Source organism: Streptomyces poriferorum, from assembly GCF_019399235.1.
Lineage (GTDB): Bacteria > Actinomycetota > Actinomycetes > Streptomycetales > Streptomycetaceae > Streptomyces > Streptomyces poriferorum.
In genome coordinates, this window is the sequence record NZ_JAELVH010000102.1 from 1 (window position 1) to 21,217 (window position 21,217).

Sequence of the window (21,217 nt, forward strand, 5' to 3'; positions counted from 1 at the left end):
AGCATCATGCTCGGGCCGAAGCGGGAGCGCACCGGGGTGGTCATCCGCGGATCGGTCGCCGAGTCTTCGATGAAGACGGCCTCGCCGCCCAGCAGCTGGACGAGGACGGGGGAGCCGGGGGCGATCGCCGTGCCCACCAGGCCGGCGGGGTCCTCCAGGGTGGACGCGACGACGATCTCCATGCCGCCCTCCTCGTTGGGCTGGAGGATCACCCCGGCCGACGCGTCGCTGAGCATCCTGGCCCGTTCGGCCACGGTCATCAGGGCGTCGGAGGCGTTCTCGCCGGTCAGCAGCGTGTTGGTGACCGCGGCCGCGCCCTCGATCCAGCGCTCGCGCTGCCGGGCGCTCTCGTACAGCCGGGCGTTGCCGATCGCGATGCCGGCCTGCGAGGCGAGGACGCGGAGCAGCGTCATATCGGTGTCGGTGAAGTGCCCGGTCTCCTTCTCCGCGAGGTAGATGTTCCCGAACACCTTGCGGTGGACGCGGATCGGGGCGCCGAGGAACGAGTGCATCACGGGGTGGCCGGGCGGCACACCGCAGGAGCGCGGATCGTCGGCCAGGTGGTCGGAGCGCAGCGGCTCCCCCTGTTCGATGAGCGCGCCGAGCAGGCCCGTGTGCCCGTCGGGGAAGTCGCCGATGGCCGCCTGCTCGCTGTCGCTCAGCCCGGTGACGAACAGCTCGCTGATCGTGCCGGTCCCGGCGTCCAGGACCCCGAGCGCGCCGTAGCGGGCATCGGTGAGCGCGGTCGCGGTGTCGATGATCTGCTGCAGGGTGGCCCGCAGTTCGAGGTCGGTGCCGACGCGCAGCACCGCCTCCAGCAGCACCGGCAGCCGCGGCGACCGGGGGACTCCGCGGCTGGGCGCCTGTTCGCTCGGCTCGTCGCTCATCCGCCGTGCCCGGGGGACTCAGCCGGCGAGTGGGTCGAGGACCATCGGGCTGATCTTCCCGTCCAGCATGGCGCCGAGCCCGAGGACTGAGCAGACGTCGGGGCGCTCGGCGATGTGCACCGGCATGCCCGTGGCGTCGCGGAGCATCTGGTCGAGGCCGGGCAGCAGCGCGCTGCCGCCGACCATCATGATCCCGCAGTCGGCGAGGTCGGCGACGAGGTCGGGCGGGCAGTCCCGCAGGATCTTGCCGAGCCCGTCGAGGACCGCGGTCAGCGGGGTGTGGATCGCCTGCCGGACGGCTGCGGTGTCGACCTGGACGGAGCGGGCCAGCCCGGTCGCCACATCCCGGCCGTGGATCTCCGTCACGGAGGGCCCGTGCGGGGTCAGTCCGGCACCACTGAGGGCCAGTTGGAGCGGGCGCACGGACTGGCTGGGCAGCACCAGCTCGTGGTACTGGCGCAGATGCTGGATCACCGCGTGGTCGATGGCGTCGCCGCCGATCGGGATGCGTACGGCGGTCACGATCGAGCCGAGCGAGAGCACCGCGATCTGGGTGGTCGCGGCCCCGCACACCATGATCATGGTGGCGGTCGGCTGTTCGACCGGCAGTCCGCAGCCGACGGCCGCCGCGATCAGGGTGTCGACGAGCTCGACGCGGCGCGCACCGAGTCCGACCAGGGTCTCGACGGCGGCGCGCTGGGCGAGCGGATCGCTCTCGTGCGGGATGCAGGCGGCGGCGCGCAGGCGCGGCTTGCGGCGCAGCTGGCGGCGGAGCTTCTCGCCGAGCAGATGGCGCAGCATGCGCTGGGCCATCTCGATGTCGACGACGGTTCCGCCGGAGACGGGGCGGACCACCCGGATGTAGTCGGGGGTGCGGCCCGTCATCTGTTCGGCGAGCGCGCCGACGGCGATGAGCGAGCCCGTACGGGTGTTGACGGCGGCGACGCTCGGCTCGTCCACGACGAGCCCGAGCCCCTTGATGTACACCCGGGTCCGGGCGGCCCCGAGGTCGACGGCGACATGGCAACGGCGCAACTGCTCAAGGCTGACGGTCACGGCAGGTTCTCCCGAGAGCGCTGATGGCGGGGACCGACGGGCAGCCGGTTCTCTTCGAATCGTGCGCCGTTCGGGGGCATGCCGCCCGCTGGGATACGCCGTAGGGGGGACGGAGCTGACGACTCGTCGACGCGGGTCCCAGGCGCCCGGCGGGCCGTCCGGCGACTGTTTCCGGGCCCGCCCCGCTCAGGCTCCCGGCGGGCCGGGGAGCAGCCGCTGGAACAGCCCCCAGGTGAACTCGGCGACGTAAGGGGTGCCGGTGGCCGGGTCCGTGATCGCGAGCGCCCAGCGGGTCGGCGCGCTGCCCTCCATCGGACGGGCCGGCGCGAAGGCCCGGGCCACCTCGCTCACGGTGCACGACCAGGGCCGCAGCTCCGAGGGCCGGCCGAGCACGGGGGAGTCCGCGCCCGGGGCCCGGACCAGCCACTCGTTCCACACCGCGCCGCCCGGCGCCACCATCACCTCGAACCGCAGGCCGGGCCAGAGCGGGACCGGCCAGAACAGCGCGTCGCACTCCAGATCGCCGACCGCGCGGCGCAGGGACGACTCGGGCTCCCCGAGCACGGACCGGTAGCGGCGCAGCGCACCCCGTCCACGCGGCGCCCGCGACATGGCCTGCCAGCGGCGGTTGGCCTCGCGCATCTCGGCGAGGGTGGCACTCAGTTCGTGCCGGGCGTCCTCGACGAGGCCGGGCTGGTGGTCGGCCATCCGGCGCAGCAGGACGAGCTGGAACTCACGGGGGCCGAAGGGGGCGGCAGTGGTCATGGAATCAACGGTTCCACACAGGATCCTCACCTGAGCGGCTTTCTCCGTTGTCCGGTGGACGTCTAACCTGCGGGCGCCATGGATTACTGCCAGCCCTGTCAGCGGCATCTGAACGGCGCCCTGGCCTGTGCCGGATGCGGAACCCCCGCTCAGGCGCTGAGCCCCTACGCCGTGTCCCCGCCCCTCGGCCACGAGCCGGAAGCGCGGGACGAGCAGGCCGCGCCGCCCCTGTCCGGGGGGCACCGCCGCCGGGAGCGCGATGCTGCCCGGACGCGGGGCGGGACGCACGGCGGACGCGGCCCGGGCCGCCGGCGTACGGCACCCGCCGAGCGGCCGCGCCGTGGCCGCCGCGGCCGCAGCCGCCGGGGCCGTACGGTGTTGCTGGCGCTGCTCGGGGTGGTCCTCGCGGCCGGCGCGCTGAGCCTGGCCGAGCTCGCGACCGAACCGGACGGTGGCGACGGCGCCTCGGACTACGTACGCGAATCGACGTCCGCCACCACCGCTCCCGCACCGGAGCCGACGGTGAGCGACACGGCCGAGCCGCCAGGGCCGGTGAGGAGTCCCTCGGGCGGTCCCTCGGCCGTCCCGGCCACCGTGACGCGCTCCCCGGGCGCCACCCGGTCCTCCCGGGCCACGGACGAGGCGCGTCCGGGTGGAGCCACCTCCGCGCCGGCGGCCCCGGCGCCGGTCTCCTCCGTACCGCCGTCGCCGCCCGCGTCGCCCACCACCGGCGTTCCGTCCGAGCCGGGCGGTACGGGCAGTGCCCCGTCGCCGACCGCGACTCCGCCGCGGCCCACCCCCACGCCGACACCCACACCGTCGCCGACCCCTTCGGACGACGACTGCTGGTTCCCCTGGTTCTGCTGAGGGCCAGAGCCTTCAGCGCGGGGCAGTTGGTCAGGGCGGGCAGCTGGTCAGGCCATGCAGTTGGCCAGGACAGGCCAACGGCCAGGACAGGCCAACGACCAGAGCTGAGCCATGGGCAGGACCGGCCGATCGTCAGGACCGGCCGGTCGTCAGGACCGGCCGGTCGTCAGGACCGGCCGGTCGTCAGGACCGGCCGGCCGGGTCCATGCCCAGCATCCGGCGCAGCAGGTCCCGCAGCACCGCGCGGTCCGTGTCGGAGAGCCCGGCCAGGGGCTCGCGGGCGAAGTCGAGGGATGCGCGGAGCTCGCGGGCCGTGCTTGCCCCCTTCTCCGTGGGGGCGGCCAGCTTCACCCGGCGGTCGGCCGGGTCGGGCCGCCGCTCCACCAGACCGCGCGCCTCCAGCCGGTCGACTATGCCGGTCACGTTGGACGGCTCGCACTTCAGCTTCTGGGCGATCCGGCGCATCGGCAGCGGGTCCAGGGAGAGCAGGCCGAGGACCCTGGCCTGGGCGCCGGTGAGGCTGTGGGCGGCGGCGGCCTGCTCGTACTCCTCGTAATAGCGCGCCACGACCGCGCCGATCAGCTCGACGACTTCGAGGGTCAGCGGGTCCGTACGAGTGGTGGCCATAGGGCTCAGGATAGCCGGTTACTTGACAAGGTGAAATATCCAGGCGCATGGTTGTTTCACATCATGAAGCTTTTTCGTCCGGTACGACCAGGTCGAACGGCTTCCGCACCACCCTTCCCCCACCCTCTAGGCATCGAGGAGATCCGAGCCCATGTCTGCAGCTCTTCCCACGTCCAGCCGTGAATGGCACCTCGTAGCCCGGCCGCACGGCTGGCCGAAGGCCGAGGACTTCGCGCTGCGTGAGGCTCCGGTCAGCGCTCCCGCCGAGGGCCGGGTCCTCGTCCGCAACCTGCACTTCTCGGTCGACCCGTACATGCGCGGCCGCATGAACGACGTGAAGTCGTACACCCCGCCGTTCAAGCTGGACCACCCCATGGAGGGTGGCGCGGTCGGCGAGGTCGTCGCGTCCAACGCCGAGGGCTTCGCCGTCGGAGACCACGTGCTGCACGGCCTCGGCTGGCGCGAGTACGCCGACGTCCCCGCCAAGCACGCGGTGAAGGTCGACGCCTCCCTCGCCCCGCTCTCCGCCTACCTCGGCGTGCTGGGCATGACCGGCCTGACCGCCTACGCGGGCCTGTTCGACGTGGCCTCCTTCAAGGAGGGCGACGCGGTCTTCGTGTCCGGAGCCGCCGGTGCGGTCGGCAGCCAGGTCGGCCAGATGGCCAAGCTCAAGGGCGCCTCGCGTGTCATCGGCTCCGCCGGCTCGGACGAGAAGGTCAAGCTGCTCGTCGAGGAGTACGGCTTCGACGCCGCGTTCAACTACAAGAACGGCCCCGTGGCGGAGCAGCTGCGCGAGGCCGCCCCCGACGGCATCGACGTCTACTTCGACAACGTCGGCGGCGAGCACCTCGAAGCCGCGATCTCCTCGTTCAACGTGCACGGCCGCGCGACGATCTGCGGCATGATCGCCCAGTACAACGCGACGGAGCCGACCCCCGGCCCGCGCAACCTCGCCCTCGTCATCGGCAAGCGGCTGCGCCTGCAGGGCATGCTCGTCAACGACCACACCGATCTTCAGGGGCAGTTCGTCCAGGAAGTGGCCGGCTGGCTGGCCTCGGGTGAGCTGAAGTACCGCGAGACGGTCGTCGAGGGCATCGAGAACGGCTTCGACGCGTTCCTCGGTCTGCTCCGCGGCGAGAACACCGGAAAGATGATCGTCTCCCTCGGCTGAACCGCCGCTCCGGGCACCCGTTAGGCTCGTCCCAGGCCGTCGCGATCGTGGGCGCGAGTCGCGGCGCATCAGCAGGAGGAATCCTCAAGCATGACCATTCAGGACATAGCCGTCGCGTACACCGCCGTCGCCACCGCAGAGAACGGCCGTGACGGCCGGGTCGCCTCGGACGACGGCAAGCTCGACGTAGTCGTCAACCCGCCGAAGGAGATGGGCGGCAGCGGCGCGGGCACCAATCCGGAGCAGCTCTTCGCAGCCGGTTACAGTGCCTGCTTCCAGGGCGCGCTGGGCGTCGTGGCACGCCAGGAGAAGGCCGACATCACCGGCTCCACGGTCACCGCCGCGGTCTCCATCGGCAAGACCGAGGCCGGTGGCTTCGGCCTGGAGGTCGCGATCACCGCGACCATTCCGAACGTCGACACGGCGACCGCGCAGGCGCTCATCGAGAAGGCCCATCAGGTCTGCCCGTACTCGAACGCCACGCGCGGCAACATCAAGGTGGCGCTCTCGGTCGTCTGACCGTCCGCACAGCCTGTACGCAGCCGAGGGCCGCACCCCGTGAGGGTGCGGCCCTCGGCTGTTTCGCGCGCCCTTGCCCCGTACCTGCTGTTCGGTATCCCGGACATTGTTCGGAATTCTTGCGCGACCCATTGACGCGCAAGCGCTTCGATTTTACGGTCCGTTCGAAGTTACGGGCAGCATTCGATATTTCGAATAGTGAGGGCGGGCATGGGACGACCTGGCCTGAATCGCAGGCAACTGATCACGGGGCTGGGTGGCGCGGCCGTCGCCGGCAGCTTCGGCTTCGCAGCGCTGGGAAGCGGTGCGGACGCCCTCGCGTCGAGCGCGGCCACCCGTGTCCGCTACTGGAACCTCTTCAGCGGCGGCGACGGCTACAACATGATCGCGATGCTGGACGTGTTCCGTAAGGAGCACCCCGACATCGACGTGAAGGACTCCACCCTCCAGTGGGGGAGCCCCTTCTACACCAAGCTCGCCATGGCGGCGGCGGGCAACCGCGCACCCGACCTCGGCGTGATGCACCTGGGCCGGGTCACCGGGTTCTCGCCCGGCCGCCTCCTGGACTCCTGGGACGTCGGACTGCTCGCCAAGTACGGAGTGAAGGAGGCCGACTTCAACCCCGCGCTGTGGAAGCGCGCCGTCATCGACGGCAAGCTGTACGCCCTCCCGCTCGACATCCACGTCCAGCTCTGCTTCTACCGCAAGGACGTCCTGGGCAGGGCCGGACTGCTGGGCGACGACGGGCGGATCGTGCCGGTCACGTCCCCCGACGAGTGGTTCGACGTGCTCAGGAAGGCGAAGAAGGCCACGAAGAAGGGCCTCCAGACCATCGGGATGTGGGCCAGCGACCAGAACTTCCAGTGGTGGTTCTTCGTCGCCTTCTACACCCAGCTCGGTGGCACCTGGTTCGACGCCGCCAACTCCGATGTCACCTTCGACACCGACAAGGCCACCCAGGTCCTGGAGTTCATGCGCCGGCACATCACCGACGGGTACTCCGACCCGGGCTTCGCGGGCGGGGCGGGTGCCGAGCAGTTCGTCAACGGTTCCCCCTTCTGCTGGGAGGGCAACTGGTCGGTGCCGGTGTTCTCCGGGGCGAAGGTCGAGTACGGCGCGACTCCGCTGCCGCCCGTCTTCGGGAAGCCCGCCACACACGCCGAATCGCACGCCTTCGTGCTGCCCCACCAGTCCGGGCGCGGCGGCGACACCAACGAGGGCGCCCACCGGCTCGCGGCCTACGTCGTCCGGCACGCACAGCAATGGGCCGCCGGCGGGCACATCCCCGCCTACACGCCGACGCTGTCCACGGCCGCGTACCAGCAGCTCAGCCCGCAGAACGAGTACGCCTCGGCGATGGACCACCAGGCGACCGAGCCGAAGGTGTGGTTCGCGGGTTCCACCGGCATCCTGGCCCAGCGCGTCGGCCCGATCGTCGTGTCCTCGACGCTGGGCTCCGCCAAGCCGGAGGCCGCCGCCCGCGGCATGAAGGGCATGCTCACCGAACTGCTCGCCTCGAAGAACCCCATGGACGGCCGGACCGCGGCGCAGGCAGGTGCGGCCGCATGACGACGACCACACCGCAGGCCGTCCTCGCACCCGCCCGCGCGAAGAGCGCCGCCGACAGCGCCCCGGCCCGCCGCAAGCAGGGCCTCCAGCACGGGGGATGGTTCGTCGCCCCGTTCCTCGTCCTGTTCGCCCTCTTCGTGATCTGGCCGCTGCTGCGCGGCATCTACCTCAGCTTCACCGACGCCAACATCTCCGGCGACGGCGCGGGCTTCATCGGCCTCGACAACTACCGCGAGGCCCTGCACGACCAGCTGATGTGGGACGCGCTGGGCCACAGCGCCTACTTCACGCTGCTCGTCGTGCCGTGCATCACGGTCCTCGCCTTCCTCCTCGCGATGCTCGCCCACCACATCGAGCGCGCCCAGTGGCTGTGGCGGCTGTGCTTCTTCATCCCGTTCCTGCTGCCGTCGACCGTCGCGGGCAACCTGTGGCAGTGGCTCTTCAACCCCGGCTCGGGCATGGTCAACCACGTCTTCGGCCTCGACACGCCCTGGCTGACCGACAAGTCGTACGCGATGCTCGCCGTCGTCCTCACCACCCTGTGGTGGACGGTCGGCTTCAGCTTCCTGCTCTACCTCGCCGCCCTCCAGGGCATCCCCGCACACCTCTACGAGGCCGCGAAGCTGGACGGCGCGAACGCCTGGCACCGCATGGTCCACATCACCCTGCCCCTGCTGCGCAACATCACGGGCCTTGTGATCGCGCTGCAGATCCTCGCCTCGCTCCAGGTCTTCGACCAGGCCGTCGTGATGCAGGACTTCGGTCCGGGGCCGGAGGGAGCGACCCGCACCTTCGTGCAGTACACGCTCGAAGAGGGCTTCACCAGTTACCGCGTGGGTTACGCCTCCGCCATCTCCATCATCTTCTTCGTGATCATCGCGGCCGTCGCCCTCGCGCGGATGTGGCTGCTGCGCAACCGTGAGGAGGGCGGCCGATGACCGTCGACGCCGCGCAGACACGTATCAAGTCCCGTACCCGCACGCCCTGGACGCCGAGCCAGATCGTGCTCACCCTCATCGGCGTCGCCGTCTCCGCCGTCTTCCTGGCACCGCTCGCCTGGGCCCTGTTCACCTCCCTCAAGTCGGAGACCGAGGCCGTCGAGGTGCCGACGCACTGGCTGCCGGAGGACTGGACGGGTCAGGCGTGGAAGGCCCTCTTCGAGACCGGCAACATCACCAACTGGTTCGTGAACTCGCTCGTCGTCTCCGTCTGCGTCACAGCCGTCGTACTGCTCGTGAGCGCGCTCGCCGGATACGGCTTCGCCCGCACCGAGTTCAGGGGCAAGGCGTTCCTGATGGGCGTGGTGATGGCGGGCCTGATGGTCTCGCCCGCCGTCCTCGGCGTCCCCCTGTTCACCACCGTCCAGCAGATGGGCATGGTCGACACCTACTGGGGCATGATCCTGCCGCAGTGCGCACCCGCCGCGATGGTCTACATCCTCTACAAGTTCTTCCAGAGCATCCCGAAGGAGCTGGAGGAGGCCGCGTACATCGACGGCGCCGGCCGCTGGCGGGTGTTCTTCACCATCATCGTGCCGCTGTCCCGCCCCTCCCTCTCCGCGGTCGGCATCTTCACCTTCATCGCGTCCTGGAACAACTTCCTGTGGCCGTACATGGTGACCAACAACCCCGATCTGATGACCATGCCGAACGGCATCGCGACCGTCATGAACTCCTACGGCATCCAGTGGGCCCAGCTCATGGCCGGCGGGCTGATGGCGGGGCTGCCACTGATCATCGTCTTCGTCTTCTTCCAGCGCCAGATCGTCAGCGGCGTCGCACACACCGGCCTCGCAGGCCAGTGACCCCCACCGAGACACCTACCGACACCACCCCGAAGGAAGTCATGACCCGCACCGCCCGCTTCACCCTCGACCCGGCCTTCACCGTCGGCGATGTCGACCCCCGCCTCTTCGGCTCGTTCGTGGAACACCTCGGCCGCTGCGTCTACGACGGCATCCACGAGCCCGGCCACCCCGCGGCCGACGAAGCCGGCCTGCGTACGGACGTCCTGGAACTGATCCGTGAACTCGGCGTCACCGCCATCCGCTACCCCGGCGGCAACTTCGTCTCCGGCTACCGCTGGGAGGACAGCGTCGGACCCGCCGACGAGCGGCCGCGCCGCCTCGACCTCGCCTGGCGCTCCACCGAGACGAACCGCTTCGGGCTCTCCGAGTTCATCGCCTTCTGCAAGAAGATAGGCCCGCAGGCCGAGCCCATGATGGCCCTGAACCTCGGCACCCGGGGCGTCCAGGAAGCCATCGACCTCCAGGAGTACGCCAACCACCCGGCCGGCACCGAACTCTCCGAACGCCGCATCTCCCACGGCGACAAGGACCCCTTCGGCATCAGACTGTGGTGCCTGGGCAACGAGATGGACGGTCCCTGGCAGACCGGCCACAAGACCGCCGAGGAGTACGGGCGGATCGCCGCCGAGACGGCCCGCGCGATGCGGCAGATCGATCCGTCCGTCGAGCTCGTCGCCTGCGGGTCCTCGGGCCGGTCCATGGCCACGTTCGCCGCCTGGGAGGCGACGGTCCTCGCCGAGACGTACGACCTCGTCGACTACGTCTCGCTGCACGCCTACTACGAGGAACTCGGCGGCGACCGCGACTCGTTCCTCGCCTCCGCCGTCGACATGGAGTCCTTCATCGAGGACGTCGTCGCCACCTGCGACCACGTCGGGGCGCGGCTGAAGTCCACGAAGAAGATCAACCTCTCCTTCGACGAGTGGAACGTCTGGTACATGGCCCGCAGCCAGCAGGAGGCCGAGGCGAACCCCCTCGACTGGCCCGAGGCGCCCCGCCTGCTGGAGGACAACTACTCCGTCACCGACGCCGTCGTCTTCGGCACCCTGCTCATCGCCCTGCTGCGTCACGCCGACCGGGTGACCGTGGCCTGCCTGGCCCAGCTGGTCAACGTGATCGCCCCGATCATGACGGAGCCCGGCGGACCCGCCTGGCGGCAGACCACCTTCTTCCCGTTCGCCCAGGCCGCCCGGTACGGCCGGGGCCAGGTCCTGGACGTACGGGTCGACTCGCCCACGTACGACACGGCCAGGTACGGCGAGACGGACCTGCTGCACGCCACCGCCGTCCGCGACCCGGAGACCGGCGCGGTCACCGTCTTCGCGGTCAACCGCGGCCAGGACACGGCCCTCCCGCTCGAAGTCGCCCTGCACGGTTTCGACCTGACGGGGATCGCCGAGCACCAGGTCCTCGCCGACGCCGACCCGGACGCCCGCAACACCCTCACCGAACCCGGCCGGGTCGCCCCGCACGCGGCCGAGGGCACGGTGCTCGACGGGGGAGTGCTGCGGGCCACGCTGGAGCCGATGTCCTGGAACGTGATCCGCCTGGTCTGACCTCCGCACAGGGTCCCGCCCCGGTCCCGTTACGCTGACGTCATGCGTGATCTCGGGGCGGGCCTCGGCCATCTGATCAAAGGACAGCGCTGGGTCGTCCGGCACGGCAGATGGTTCGGCCTCGGGCTGCTGCCCGGCCTGATCACCCTCGTGCTGTACGCGGGCGCCCTCGTCGGCCTGGGCTACGGGGCCGACGACCTGGCGGACTGGGCGACCCCGTTCGCCGACGACTGGTCCTCGCCCTGGCTCGGCCTGCTCCGCAACACCCTGACCGTGCTGGTCTTCGCCTTCGGCCTCTTCCTCGCCGTCATCACGTTCACGGCCGTGACCCTCCTCGTCGGGCAGCCCTTCTACGAGTCGCTCTCCGAGGAGGTGGACCGCGCCGAGGGAGGCAAGGCCCCCGAGTCCGGGCTGCCGCTGTGGCGGGAGCTGTGGATCTCCGCCCGCGACAGCGTGCGCATCCTGGTGCGCGTCGCGCTGTACGCCGTCCTGCTCTTCGCCCTCGGCTTCGTCCCGGTCGCGGGCCAGACCGTCGTCCCGCTCCTCGGGTTCTGCGTCACGGGGTACTTCCTCGCCGAGGAACTCACCGCCGTCGCGCTCCAGCGCCGCGGGATGGCGCTGAAGGAACGGCTCGCCCTGCTGCGCGGCCGCCGGCTGCTGATCCTCGGCTTCGGCGTCCCGCTCGGCCTCGCGTTCCTGGTCCCGTTCGTCGCCGTGTTCCTGATGCCGGGGGCCGTCGCGGGGGCGACGCTGCTGGCGCGCGATCTCCTCGGGGAGGAGAGCGTGGGGACGGTGCCGCCCCCGCGCCCGTGAGCGGTCAGCTCCCGTGCACCTCCAGCGCGGTGCGTACGGCGGACTCCAACGCCCCTTCGATCCAGGCGGGCTTGACGGACGTGTGGCACCCCGCGAAGTGCAGCGGCCCCTCGACCGACCGCACATCGGCGAGCAGTTCGGTGTGCTGGCCGGGCAGCAGGACGGCCGCCTCGCCGTACGCGTACGGGTCGCGCATCCACGACTGGGTGGCACCGGCCCCCGTGTAGAAGACCTCGACGCGCTGCCCGTACACGTCCTGGACCCCGCCCAGGGCGTGCGGGTAGCGCTCGTCGTCGTCCAGGGAGTCCCACTTCAGCGCGTCGTCGGCCCAGCTGTACGAGGCGAGGAGCACCCCGCCCCTGCTCCCGTCGACCGGGTGGGAGGGCTGGTACATGAAGCGGTTGGCGTTGTCGGTGACCGATCCGCCGCCGATCACATGGGCCGCCTCGGGCTGGTTGCGGGCGGTCGCGCGATAGGCCGCGTAGTGCACGCGCTGGTTGGGCGGAATGTGTCCGGACGGTACGGAGGGGTGCGCGCCCAGCAGCGAGCCGTCGGCCGGAGCCTTGCCGAGGCGGTAGTCGTCGTACAGACCGGGCCGGACCCTCTCCAGCTCCTCCTTCCAGTCCTTCTCCTCGAACTCCCACCAGCGGCGGCTGAATTCGAGCAGCACCTTGGTGGCCGTGTCGTAGTGGACCTCGGTGATCGCGCGTCGCTTGCCGTACGAGAGCGGTGGCGTGACCGGGACGTGCCGCAGGCCGGAGAACGGCACGGTGACGATCGCCCGGTCCCCGGTGAAGGTCTCCCGTACGACCTTGCCGTCACGGCCCTCCGATACCGTCTCGACCCGGACCCCGTTCTCCGAGTAGCTGATCCTGGCGGCCCGGCGGTCCAGCCGCACCAGGTCCTTCACCCGCGCGTACATGGCATCGGCCAGCGTCGCCGTGCCGTCGGGCAGCTCGTAGAACGCGGTGTCCGGGCTGATCAGGGAGGCCCCGATGAAGCTGTGCACAAAGGCGAGAGGGAGCCGCGAGGTGAGGTTCTCGACCGTGCCGATGAGGTCGATGGTGCGCTCGTCCAGCTTGGCGGCCTCGGTCAGGAAGCGGAACATCGACCAGTGGCCGTACCGCTGGATGACCCGGGCCCAGCCCTGGACGAGCTCCGAGCCCTCCTTGCCCTCGAACTCCTCGCGTACGGGGGCGAAGGCCTCCCGCACGATGGCCGAGGCGGTCTTGTCCTCGAACGCGGCGGGAACCCCGAAGGAGCGGTTGACCGCCTGCGGCTTCTTCGCGTAGTCCGCCTTGCGGACCCGGATGCCGTTGACGTGGATCCACGTGTGGTTGACGGGCTTGCCCGCGGCGTCGACGTCGACGAGGAAGAACCGGCGGCGCTTCAGCTCGAAGCCGTCCATGAGCCCGGTGACGAGCGGGTGGCTTTCGGGGATCCGCATCGCCCCGGCCTCGGCGTACTGCTTCGGGTCGGCGAAGGGCGACTTCGCGTTCTCGTGGCCGCCGTTGCGGAAGGTCTTGATCCGGCCGCCGACGCGGTTGCCGTTGGCCTCGATCACGGTGACGGTGTGCCCGGCCTCGCGGAGCAGATGGGCGGCGGTGAGCCCGGCCGGGCCCGCGCCGATGATCAGCACCTTCTTCGGGGCCTTGCGGCTGCGCGGCAGCCCCTTGGAGAGCAGGACGTCACGGTAGTGCGGTACCAGCGACTTGTCCTGCTCGTCGTGGACGAGGATGGCGCGGGCGACGGTCAGGCAGGCGTCCCAGTCGGAGCCGGGAGCAGCGGCCGGGGCCGTGAGAGAGCCAGGTGAGGAGGCGTCGGCCCTGGTCACAGCAGAGGTGGCAAGAGCGGCGGCCCCGGCGGCGGCACCCATGATCATGGTGCGCCTCGAGGGCAGGCCGGAGGTCGGTTCGGCAGGCTTGGAAGTCATGCGGTCACCCTGAGGGGCGCGGGACGGGGCGCATTACGCGGACGCGCGTAGATCATCCGGAATCACCCGCAGGTGGAGCTTAACGATCTTGTAATATCGGTATCTCCGCAGGTCAGCTCAGGCTTCGCGACCCTCGACCCCGCCCCCGCACCTCGCCTCAGCGCACCGAGAAGCCGTACACCGTCGTCGACACGAACTCCTCGCCCGGCCGCAGCACCGTGCTCGGGAACTCCGGCCGGTTCGGCGAGTCCGGGAAGTGCTGGGTCTCCAGGGCGATCCCGGCACACGGGACGAACGGCCGTCCCTCGAAGTGGTCCGCCGTGTAGAGCTGCAGGCCCGGCTCCGTCGTCGTCACGGTCAGGACCCGTCCCGACACCTCGTCGTGCAGCTCGGCGACCGGGCCCGTCACGCCCTCGTCCAGCACGAAGTTGTGGTCGTACTCCTTGGAGACCGGCTGCGGCTCCCGGAAGTCGAACCGTGTCCCGTCCACCGGCAGGAACTCGCCCGTCGGCAGGGACTCCGCGTCGGCCGGGGTGATCCGCCCGGCCGCGATCCGCAGCAGCTGGCCGAGCGCGCTGCCGGAGTCGGCGCCCGCCAGGTTCCAGTACGTGTGGTTGGTCAGGTTCAGCACGGTCGGCGCGTCCGTCGTCGCCCGGTACGCGATCCGCAGCGCCCCGTCCTCGTCCAGGGTGTACGCCACCGAGACCTCCAGCCGCCCCGGGAAGCCCTCTTCGCCGTCCGCCGCGACCAGGGACAGCTCCACCCCGCCGGCGATCTCGCGGGCGTCCCACACGCGCTTGTCGAAGCCGACGGTCCCGCCGTGCACATGGTTGCGGCCCTCGTTGCGCGTGACGTGATACGTCCGCCCGTCGAGCACGAACGCCGCCCCGCCGATCCGGTTCGCATACCGCCCGACCAGCGCGCCGAAGTAGGGCCCGGTGTACTGCTGGTACGCGGCGAGATCCGGCAGCCCGAGCGCCACTGCGGCCCGTGTGCCGTCCCGGTCCGGCACCTCGACCGACTGCACCACGGCGCCGTACGTCAGCACCCGGACCCGCGTGCCACCGCGTTCCAGCGTCCAGCGGTCCACGGCGGTGCCGTCCCCGAGGGTGCCGAAGTGTTCCGTACGCATCACCGTGTTCGAACCCATGTCCATGATCGCGAACCTTAGCCCGGAGGCCGTGCCGCCGTGACATTGCGGTAGGCGATCTCGGCGAGCCGGGCCTGCCCGTTGCGCCCCGGGTGGAACCAGTCCCACTGGCTGAGCTGCTTGCCGGTGAACCGGTAGTCGAACACGGCCCCGCCGTCGTAACGGCAGCGCCGGTCCTTCGCGCACACCTCGCGCAGCACCTCGTTGTACGCGACGACGCGGTCCTGCACCGCCGTGCGCCGGGCCACCGCGGAGGCCCCCATGTTGTCCGCGTCGCCCAGCATCGACTTGCAGATGCCCAGCTTCCAGATCTGCTTGCCCAGCTGATTGACCCGGCCCGTCGACCAGAGCCGTTTGAGGTCCGGCACGCTCGACACGTACACCTGGGTCTTCGGCGCCGCGCTGCGCAGTCGGCGCAGCGACGCCTCGAACGACGCCCGGAAGTCCGCCACCGGAGTCATGGTCCGCACCGAGTCCCGGCAGGCGTCGTTCGCACCGATCATCACCGTCACCAGATCGGGGTCCTCCTGCGCGGCCAGCGCCATCTGCTCCGGCAGCTGGGCGATCCTGGCACCCGTCTCGGCGTGGTTCCAGCTGCGGTCGGCGGCGCCCGAGGCGCCGAGGAGGCGTACCGCCAGGCTGCGCACCGAGCTGTCCGTACCGGTGGCCCAGGAGGCCTCGGGGCAGTCGGCCAGCACCGAACAGGCGTCGAAGCCGCGGGTGATGGAGTCCCCGACCGCGGCGACCGACTCCGGACTGCGGTCCCAGAGCGGCGCGGCGGCCGGCTTCCGGCCCGCGTCCGCCTTCGCGCCCTTCGTCGTCCCGTCGGGCCCGGAGTCACAGCCCGTCAGCACGGCAGTGCCGAGGAGCGTGACGGCGGCCAGTGCGGCCAGTGCGGTGCGCGAACGGTGCCGTACGGAGCGATCCGGCATTGCTCTCGTCCCCTCCTGTTCCTGTCCCATGCCTCCGGCACACCCGTGCGGCACCGGTCGGCGGGCCCGTGTGCTCCGCAGGGTGAATGCTGAGCGAATCATGGGCCCGGGACCGACGGTACGTCACACCTCGGACGCCGCCGCACGGTAGCTTTTCCACGTCGAACCAGTGGTTCCTTCGGCCGCCCGGCTTCACTCGGGTGGCCCTCGAACATCACATCACGTCACATACCCTCCCTTCTCCGGACATTAACTCCCGATACTGTTTACTGATGACAGCTTCGGGAAGTCGGCCGAAAAGAGGCAGTACGGGCGCGAGGCCGCTGGGGAAGACGAACCTCGTCCCACACTGGAGGTCCCGGTGACGACACGTGGAGTCCTGTACGTCCACTCAGCCCCGCGCGCGCTCTGCCCCCATGTGGAATGGGCGGTGGGGGGCGTACTGGGCGTGCGGGTCCAGCTCGACTGGATCAGACAGCCGGCCGCACCCGGCACCTGGCGTTCCGAATTCTCCTGGCAGGCCAGCCCGGGCACGGCGTCGAAGCTGGCCTCCGCGCTGCGCGGCTGGGATCTGCTGCGCTTCGAGGTGACGGCGGAACCCTCGCCGACCGCGGAGGGCGAGCGCTACAGCTCCACGCCCGGACTCGGCATCTTCCACGCAGTCACCGGTATGCACGGCGACATCCTGGTCCCCGAGGACCGGCTGCGGGCCGCGCTGGCACGGTCGTTGAGCGGCGAGACCAACCTGGAGGGCGAGATCGCCAAGCTCCTGGGCAAGCCGTGGGACGACGAGCTGGAATCCTTCCGCCACGCGGGCGAGGGCGCGCCGGTGCGGTGGCTGCACCAGGTGGTGTGACCCGGGGCTCCGCCCCGCGCCCCGCTCCTCGATCGCCGGCGGGCTCGAAAGCAAGCAGGAAGCCCGCCTCCCTCGCACGAGGGGGACGGGCTTCACGCGTACAGCCGGAAAGATCACACGCTACGGAACGCCAGCACCACGTTGTGGCCGCCGAATCCGAACGAGTTGTTGATCGCCGCGATCGGCCCCTCCGGCAGCGCCCGCGGAGCGTCCCGCACGATGTCCGCCTCGACCGCCTCGTCGAGGTGTTCGACGTTGATGGTCGGCGGAGCCATCCGGTGGTGCAGGGCCAGCACGGTCGCCACGGTCTCGATACCGCCCGCGCCGCCGAGCAGGTGCCCCGTCATCGACTTCGTCGCCGAGATCGCGACATGGTCCAGATCATCGCCCAGAACCTTGCGCAGTGCCTTCAGCTCCGCAATGTCACCCTGCGGCGTGGACGTGGCGTGCGCGTTCAGGTGCACGACCTCGGACGGCTTGAGGTCCGTCTGGTCCAGCAGGTTCTGCATCGCCGTGGCGATACCGCGCCCGGTCGGTTCGGGCTGGGCGATGTGGTGGGCGTCCGCGGACAGACCCTGTCCCAGGACCTCGCAGTAGACCCGGGCGCCGCGCGCGGCGGCGTGCTCCGCGGACTCCAGGACGACGACACCGGCACCCTCGCCGAGGACGAAGCCGTCACGGCCCGTGTCGTACGGACGCGAGGCCTTCTCGGGCTCGTCGTTGCTCTTGGACATCGCCATCATGTTGGCGAACGCGGCGATCGGCAGCGGGTGGATCGCCGCCTCGGTGCCACCGGCGAGGACCACGTCGGCACGGCCGGTACGGATCATCTCGACGGCGTACCCGATGGCCTCGGCACCCGACGCACAGGCGGAAACCGGGGTGTGGACGCCCGCCTGGGCGTTCACCTCGATACCCACGTTGGCGGCCGGGCCGTTGGGCATGAGCATGGGCACGGTGTGCGGGGAGACGCGGCGTACGCCCTTCTCCTTCAGCACGTCGTACTGGTCGAGCAGGGTGATCACGCCGCCGATACCGGAGGCGATGACCGACCCCAGCCGCTCGGGGCGGATCTTCTCGTCCTCACCGGCCGGGCCGGTGAAGCCCGCGTCCGCCCATGCCTCACGGGCCGCGATCAGCGCGAACTGCGCCGAGCGGTCCAGCTTGCGGGCGAGCGGCCGGGGCAGGACGTCGCCCGGGTCGACGGCCGCGAGGGCCGCGATCCGGACAGGCAGTTCGGCGAAACGTTCGCCCTCAAGAGGCTTGACGCCGGAACGGCCGGCCATCAGACCTTCCCAGGTCGATGCGGAATCGCCACCCAGCGGAGTGGTTGCGCCGATACCGGTGACGACCACGGTGCGATTGGTCGAGCTCACTGGAAAATCTTCTCCACGTGTAGAGGGTCGTGAATCAGCGGCGCCACCGCCGGGTGGCGACACAGCTGGGCTGGGATCAGCCCTGGTGCTTGAGGATGTACTCGGTGGCGTCGCCCACCGTCTTGAGGTTCTTGACGTCCTCGTCGGGGATCTTGACGTCGAAGCGCTCCTCGGCGGCGACGACGACCTCGACCATGGACAGCGAGTCGACGTCCAGGTCGTCGGTGAAGGACTTCTCCAGCTCGACGTCCTCGACCGGGATACCGGCGATCTCGTTGACGATCTCGGCGAGACCGTCGAGGATCTCCTTCTGCGTGGCGGCCATGTTGGCGCTCCTTCGGTGTATATCTGCTGGGTTCGGGCGTCCGGGCGAAAAGACCCGGTGTGCCTAGGGGAGGGTAACGACCGTCGCGGCGTAGACGAGACCCGCCCCGAAGCCGATGACGAGCGCGGTGTCGCCGCTCTTCGCCTGACCGGTCGCCAGGAGCCGCTCCATTGCGAGCGGAATCGAGGCGGCGGAGGTGTTGCCGGTGGTCTCCACGTCACGGGCGACCGTGACGTGCTCCGGCAGCTTCAGTGTCTTCACCATCGAGTCGATGATCCGCATGTTGGCCTGGTGCGGAATGAAGACGTCCAGGTCTTCCGGGGAGATCCCGGCCGCGTCCAGCGCCTGCTGGGCGACCTTCGCCATCTCGAAGACGGCCCAGCGGAAGACCGCCTGGCCCTCCTGCGTGATGGCGGGGAACTTCTCCGGACGGTCGGCGTGGAAGGTGTCCCACGCCACGGTCTGCTTGATCGTCTCGGACTTGTCGCCCTCGGAGCCCCAGACCGTCGGGCCTATGGCGGGCACCTTGGAGGGGCCGACGATGACCGCACCGGCGCCGTCACCGAACAGGAACGCCGTCGCGCGGTCGCTCAGGTCGGTGAGGTCGCTCAGCCGCTCCACGCCGATGACGAGCACGTACTCGGCCGAACCCTCGACGATCATGCCCTTGGCGAGCGTCAGGCCGTAGCCGAAGCCCGCGCAGCCGGCCGAGATGTCGAAGGCGGCGGGCTTGCCCGCACCGACCTTGTGGGCGATCTCGGTCGCGATGGCCGGGGTCTGCTTGAAGTGCGAGACGGTGGAGACGATGACCGCGCCGATCTGCTCCGGCGTGATCCCGGCGTCGGCGATGGCCTTGCCGGACGCCTCGACGGACATCGCGGCCACGGTCTCCTGCTCGGAGGCCCAGTGGCGGGTGGCGATGCCGGACCGGGAGCGGATCCACTCGTCGGACGAGTCGATCGTCTCGAGGATCACCTCGTTGGGCACGACACGGGTCGGGCGGTAGCCGCCGACACCCATGATCCGTGCGTACGGGGCGCCCTGGCTGGGCTTGATCTTCGACATGCTCTCGGGCTCCTTAGGCGCCTGCGTGCTCAGCGATGAGCGCGCGGGCCGCGTCGAGGTCGTCGGGGGTCTTGAGCGCGAGGGTCTGCACGCCGGGCAGGGCACGCTTGGCCAGACCGGTCAGCGTGCCGCCGGGGCAGGCCTCGACGATCGCGGTGACACCCAGCGCCTTGAACGTCTCCATGCACAGGTCCCAGCGGACCGGGTTGGCGACCTGGCCGACCAGCCGGGAGATGACCTCCGCGCCGGTGGCGACGGTCTGCCCGTCGGCGTTCGAGACATATGTCACGGCCGGGTCGGAGATCTCCAGGGCCGCGGCGGCCTCACGGAGACGCTCGACCGCGGGAGCCATGTGGTGCGTGTGGAACGCGCCGGCGACCTTGAGCGGGACCACCCGGCGCACACCCTCGGGCTTGTCCTCGGCGAGCGCGGCGATCTGCGCGGCGGTGCCGGCCGCGACGATCTGACCGGCCCCGTTGACGTTCGCGGGCGTCAGGCCGAGCTTCTCCAAGTGCGCGACGGTGACCTCGGGGTCACCGCCGAGCAGCGCCGCCATGCCGGTCTCGGTGACCGCGGCGGCCTCGGCCATGCCGAGCCCACGGGTGCGGACGAAACGCAGCGCCGCCTCGTCGCCGATGACCCCGGCGAGAGCGGCTGCGGTGATTTCACCCACGCTGTGACCTGCGACGACAGCCGGTGAAGCATCCAGTGCGGCGGCGGACAACAGACCTGCGGCGACCAGCAGTGGCTGAGCCACCGCGGTGTCGCGGATCTCGTCCGCGTCAGCCTTGGTGCCGTAGTGGGCAAGGTCGAGCCCGATGGCGTCGGACCAGGCCGCGATGCGGTCGGTGGCACCGGGGAGGTCGAGCCAGGGAGTCAGGAAGCCGGGCGTCTGAGCGCCTTGGCCGGGAGCGACGAGTACGAGCACCCTCACACTCTCTCTTGTGAACGGTACGGAACGCCCGTGGGGACAGGGACGAAGAACCGTAGGGGGAATTGTTGATGTCCGACAAAAGTCTAGGACTGCAGATCCCTGTCGGCCAGACGCCCCAGGATCAGGGCGATCCGCAGAGTGAACGCCGAACGGACATCGGACGGGGACCAGCCGGTGACGTCTGTCACACGTCGGAGCCGGTAGCGCACGGTGTTGGGGTGGACGAAGAGCATCCTGGCGGCGCCTTCGAGACTGCTCGCCTGTTCCAGATACACACTCAGCGTCTCCAGGAGGGCAGAACCTGCTTCTTCCAGCGGTCTGTAGATCTCCTCCACCAACTGATCCCGTGCGGCCGGGTCGCCCGCCATCGCGCGCTCCGGCAGCAGATCGTCCGCGAGGACCGGCCGCGGGGCGTCCTGCCAGGCACCGCACGCCTTGAGCCCGAGGTCCGGCACCACGGGCCCGGCGACGACCGGGCCCGCCGCGTACGGGCCGATCAGCGCCTTCGCGACCTGGAGCGGGTTGTCGCTGCCGCCGGCGATCACGACCAGGCGGTTGCCCAGCACCCCGGTCAGGACCTGGAGCTTGGCGTGCCGGGCGGCCCGGCGGATCGCCTCCACCGTCAGCTCGCTGTCCCCGTCGGGGGCGGTGCCGAGGAGCACGCACACATGCTCGGGCGAGTTCCAGCCGAGCGCGGCGGCCCGGGACACGGCGCCCTCGTCGGCCTGCGGGGTCTCCGGATGCCGGAACCACTCGGTGAACGCGGCGATACCGGCCTGGGCCACCAGGCCGATCCAGGACCGGTTCTCCGGTGGCATCGCCCGGTACCAGGACAGCGACTCGTCCATGCGGGCGATCGCGTTCGCGGCCAGCCGGCCGGAGGACTGCTCCAGCCGCTTCAGGGTCGCGGCATGGAGATGGGCGGCGTTCGCAGCGGGCTGCTCAGGATCGGGTCGGGGCACGGGGACAAGACTGCCCTATCCGGACGCGTGCCCGAAGGGGCGGGGCG

At 70.6% G+C, this 21,217-nt stretch carries 21 protein-coding genes and 1 pseudogene; 9 read left to right on the top strand and 13 right to left on the bottom strand.

Going from position 1 to position 21,217, the window contains the following annotated elements:
- The 3 genes from JGS39_RS18860 to JGS39_RS18870 all read right to left on the bottom strand — a co-directional run.
- Positions 1 to 887: GAF domain-containing protein (locus JGS39_RS18860; RefSeq protein WP_219570336.1), on the bottom strand; the 887-nt coding region annotated here is incomplete at its 3' end.
- Positions 888 to 905: 18 nt separating this feature from the next.
- Complete coding sequence (locus JGS39_RS18865) at positions 906 to 1,943, bottom strand: rod shape-determining protein (RefSeq protein WP_148017416.1); 1,038 nt, start codon at positions 1,941 to 1,943, stop codon at positions 906 to 908.
- A 186-nt stretch (positions 1,944 to 2,129) separates the two neighbouring features.
- A complete protein-coding gene (locus tag JGS39_RS18870; protein WP_219570337.1) occupies positions 2,130 to 2,708 on the bottom strand; it encodes a hypothetical protein in 579 nt (192 codons plus the stop codon).
- A gap of 78 nt (positions 2,709 to 2,786) precedes the next feature.
- On the opposite strand from JGS39_RS18870, the pseudogene JGS39_RS42095 reads away from it, so the two are divergent.
- Positions 2,787 to 3,134, top strand: a pseudogene (locus JGS39_RS42095) (SCO2400 family protein); the annotation flags it as partial.
- Positions 3,135 to 3,178: 44 nt separating this feature from the next.
- Here the strand turns inward: JGS39_RS42095 and JGS39_RS18875 are convergent.
- Positions 3,179 to 3,523, bottom strand: coding sequence for a hypothetical protein (locus JGS39_RS18875; protein ID WP_219570338.1), 345 nt, complete (start codon positions 3,521 to 3,523; stop codon positions 3,179 to 3,181).
- 235 nt (positions 3,524 to 3,758) lie between these two features.
- The gene (locus JGS39_RS18880; RefSeq protein WP_219570339.1) at positions 3,759 to 4,202 is read right to left on the bottom strand and encodes a MarR family winged helix-turn-helix transcriptional regulator; all 444 of its coding nucleotides are present in this window, start codon (positions 4,200 to 4,202) and stop codon (positions 3,759 to 3,761) included.
- 151 nt (positions 4,203 to 4,353) lie between these two features.
- Here JGS39_RS18880 and JGS39_RS18885 point away from each other — a divergent pair, with 151 nt between their 5' ends.
- The 7 genes from JGS39_RS18885 to JGS39_RS18915 all read left to right on the top strand — a co-directional run bounded on the left by JGS39_RS18885 (position 4,354) and on the right by JGS39_RS18915 (position 11,637).
- Positions 4,354 to 5,373, top strand: a complete 1,020-nt coding sequence (locus JGS39_RS18885) for an NADP-dependent oxidoreductase (RefSeq protein ID WP_219570340.1) — start codon at positions 4,354 to 4,356, stop codon at positions 5,371 to 5,373.
- 90 nt (positions 5,374 to 5,463) lie between these two features.
- Positions 5,464 to 5,892 (top strand): organic hydroperoxide resistance protein, encoded by a 429-nt coding sequence (locus JGS39_RS18890; protein ID WP_219570341.1) that lies wholly within the window; start codon positions 5,464 to 5,466, stop codon positions 5,890 to 5,892.
- 210 nt (positions 5,893 to 6,102) lie between these two features.
- Positions 6,103 to 7,461 carry an extracellular solute-binding protein gene (locus JGS39_RS18895; RefSeq protein WP_219570342.1) on the top strand — a complete coding sequence of 453 codons (1,359 nt, stop codon included), beginning with the start codon at positions 6,103 to 6,105 and terminating at the stop codon, positions 7,459 to 7,461.
- A complete protein-coding gene (locus JGS39_RS18900) occupies positions 7,458 to 8,399 on the top strand; it encodes a carbohydrate ABC transporter permease (RefSeq protein ID WP_219570343.1) in 942 nt (313 codons plus the stop codon). Before JGS39_RS18895 ends, JGS39_RS18900 begins: the two co-directional genes overlap by 4 nt.
- Positions 8,396 to 9,265: a carbohydrate ABC transporter permease gene (locus JGS39_RS18905; protein ID WP_219570344.1), complete on the top strand. Its 870-nt coding sequence runs from the start codon at positions 8,396 to 8,398 to the stop codon at positions 9,263 to 9,265. Before JGS39_RS18900 ends, JGS39_RS18905 begins: the two co-directional genes overlap by 4 nt.
- A 41-nt stretch (positions 9,266 to 9,306) precedes the next feature.
- Positions 9,307 to 10,824 carry an arabinosylfuranosidase ArfA gene (gene arfA, locus JGS39_RS18910; RefSeq protein ID WP_219570345.1) on the top strand — a complete coding sequence of 506 codons (1,518 nt, stop codon included), beginning with the start codon at positions 9,307 to 9,309 and terminating at the stop codon, positions 10,822 to 10,824.
- Between the two features lie 42 nt (positions 10,825 to 10,866).
- Entirely contained in the window at positions 10,867 to 11,637 is a 771-nt protein-coding gene (locus JGS39_RS18915) for an EI24 domain-containing protein (protein WP_219570346.1), read from the top strand.
- Between the two features lie 4 nt (positions 11,638 to 11,641).
- Here JGS39_RS18915 and lgoX read toward each other — a convergent pair whose 3' ends face one another.
- From lgoX to JGS39_RS18930, 3 genes are all read right to left on the bottom strand, one after another.
- The gene (gene lgoX / locus JGS39_RS18920) at positions 11,642 to 13,570 is read right to left on the bottom strand and encodes an L-glutamate oxidase LgoX (protein ID WP_219570347.1); all 1,929 of its coding nucleotides are present in this window, start codon (positions 13,568 to 13,570) and stop codon (positions 11,642 to 11,644) included.
- A gap of 157 nt (positions 13,571 to 13,727) precedes the next feature.
- The gene (locus JGS39_RS18925; RefSeq protein ID WP_219570348.1) at positions 13,728 to 14,726 is read right to left on the bottom strand and encodes an aldose epimerase family protein; all 999 of its coding nucleotides are present in this window, start codon (positions 14,724 to 14,726) and stop codon (positions 13,728 to 13,730) included.
- An 11-nt stretch (positions 14,727 to 14,737) separates the two neighbouring features.
- Entirely contained in the window at positions 14,738 to 15,652 is a 915-nt protein-coding gene (locus JGS39_RS18930) for an SGNH/GDSL hydrolase family protein (protein ID WP_219570349.1), read from the bottom strand.
- A 361-nt stretch (positions 15,653 to 16,013) separates the two neighbouring features.
- On the opposite strand from JGS39_RS18930, the gene JGS39_RS18935 reads away from it, so the two are divergent.
- Entirely contained in the window at positions 16,014 to 16,508 is a 495-nt protein-coding gene (locus tag JGS39_RS18935; protein ID WP_219570350.1) for a DUF3145 domain-containing protein, read from the top strand.
- Positions 16,509 to 16,621: 113 nt separating this feature from the next.
- Here JGS39_RS18935 and fabF read toward each other — a convergent pair whose 3' ends face one another.
- The 5 genes from fabF to JGS39_RS18960 all read right to left on the bottom strand — a co-directional run bounded on the left by fabF (position 16,622) and on the right by JGS39_RS18960 (position 21,170).
- Positions 16,622 to 17,884, bottom strand: a complete 1,263-nt coding sequence (fabF, locus tag JGS39_RS18940; RefSeq protein WP_219570351.1) for a beta-ketoacyl-ACP synthase II — start codon at positions 17,882 to 17,884, stop codon at positions 16,622 to 16,624.
- Positions 17,885 to 17,960: 76 nt separating this feature from the next.
- The gene (locus JGS39_RS18945; RefSeq protein ID WP_219570352.1) at positions 17,961 to 18,209 is read right to left on the bottom strand and encodes an acyl carrier protein; all 249 of its coding nucleotides are present in this window, start codon (positions 18,207 to 18,209) and stop codon (positions 17,961 to 17,963) included.
- 63 nt (positions 18,210 to 18,272) lie between these two features.
- Entirely contained in the window at positions 18,273 to 19,274 is a 1,002-nt protein-coding gene (locus tag JGS39_RS18950; RefSeq protein WP_219570353.1) for a ketoacyl-ACP synthase III, read from the bottom strand.
- A gap of 13 nt (positions 19,275 to 19,287) precedes the next feature.
- Positions 19,288 to 20,202 (bottom strand): ACP S-malonyltransferase, encoded by a 915-nt coding sequence (locus tag JGS39_RS18955; RefSeq protein WP_219570354.1) that lies wholly within the window; start codon positions 20,200 to 20,202, stop codon positions 19,288 to 19,290.
- An 89-nt stretch (positions 20,203 to 20,291) separates the two neighbouring features.
- Entirely contained in the window at positions 20,292 to 21,170 is an 879-nt protein-coding gene (locus JGS39_RS18960; RefSeq protein ID WP_219570355.1) for a PucR family transcriptional regulator, read from the bottom strand.
- Positions 21,171 to 21,217 lie beyond the last annotated feature (47 nt).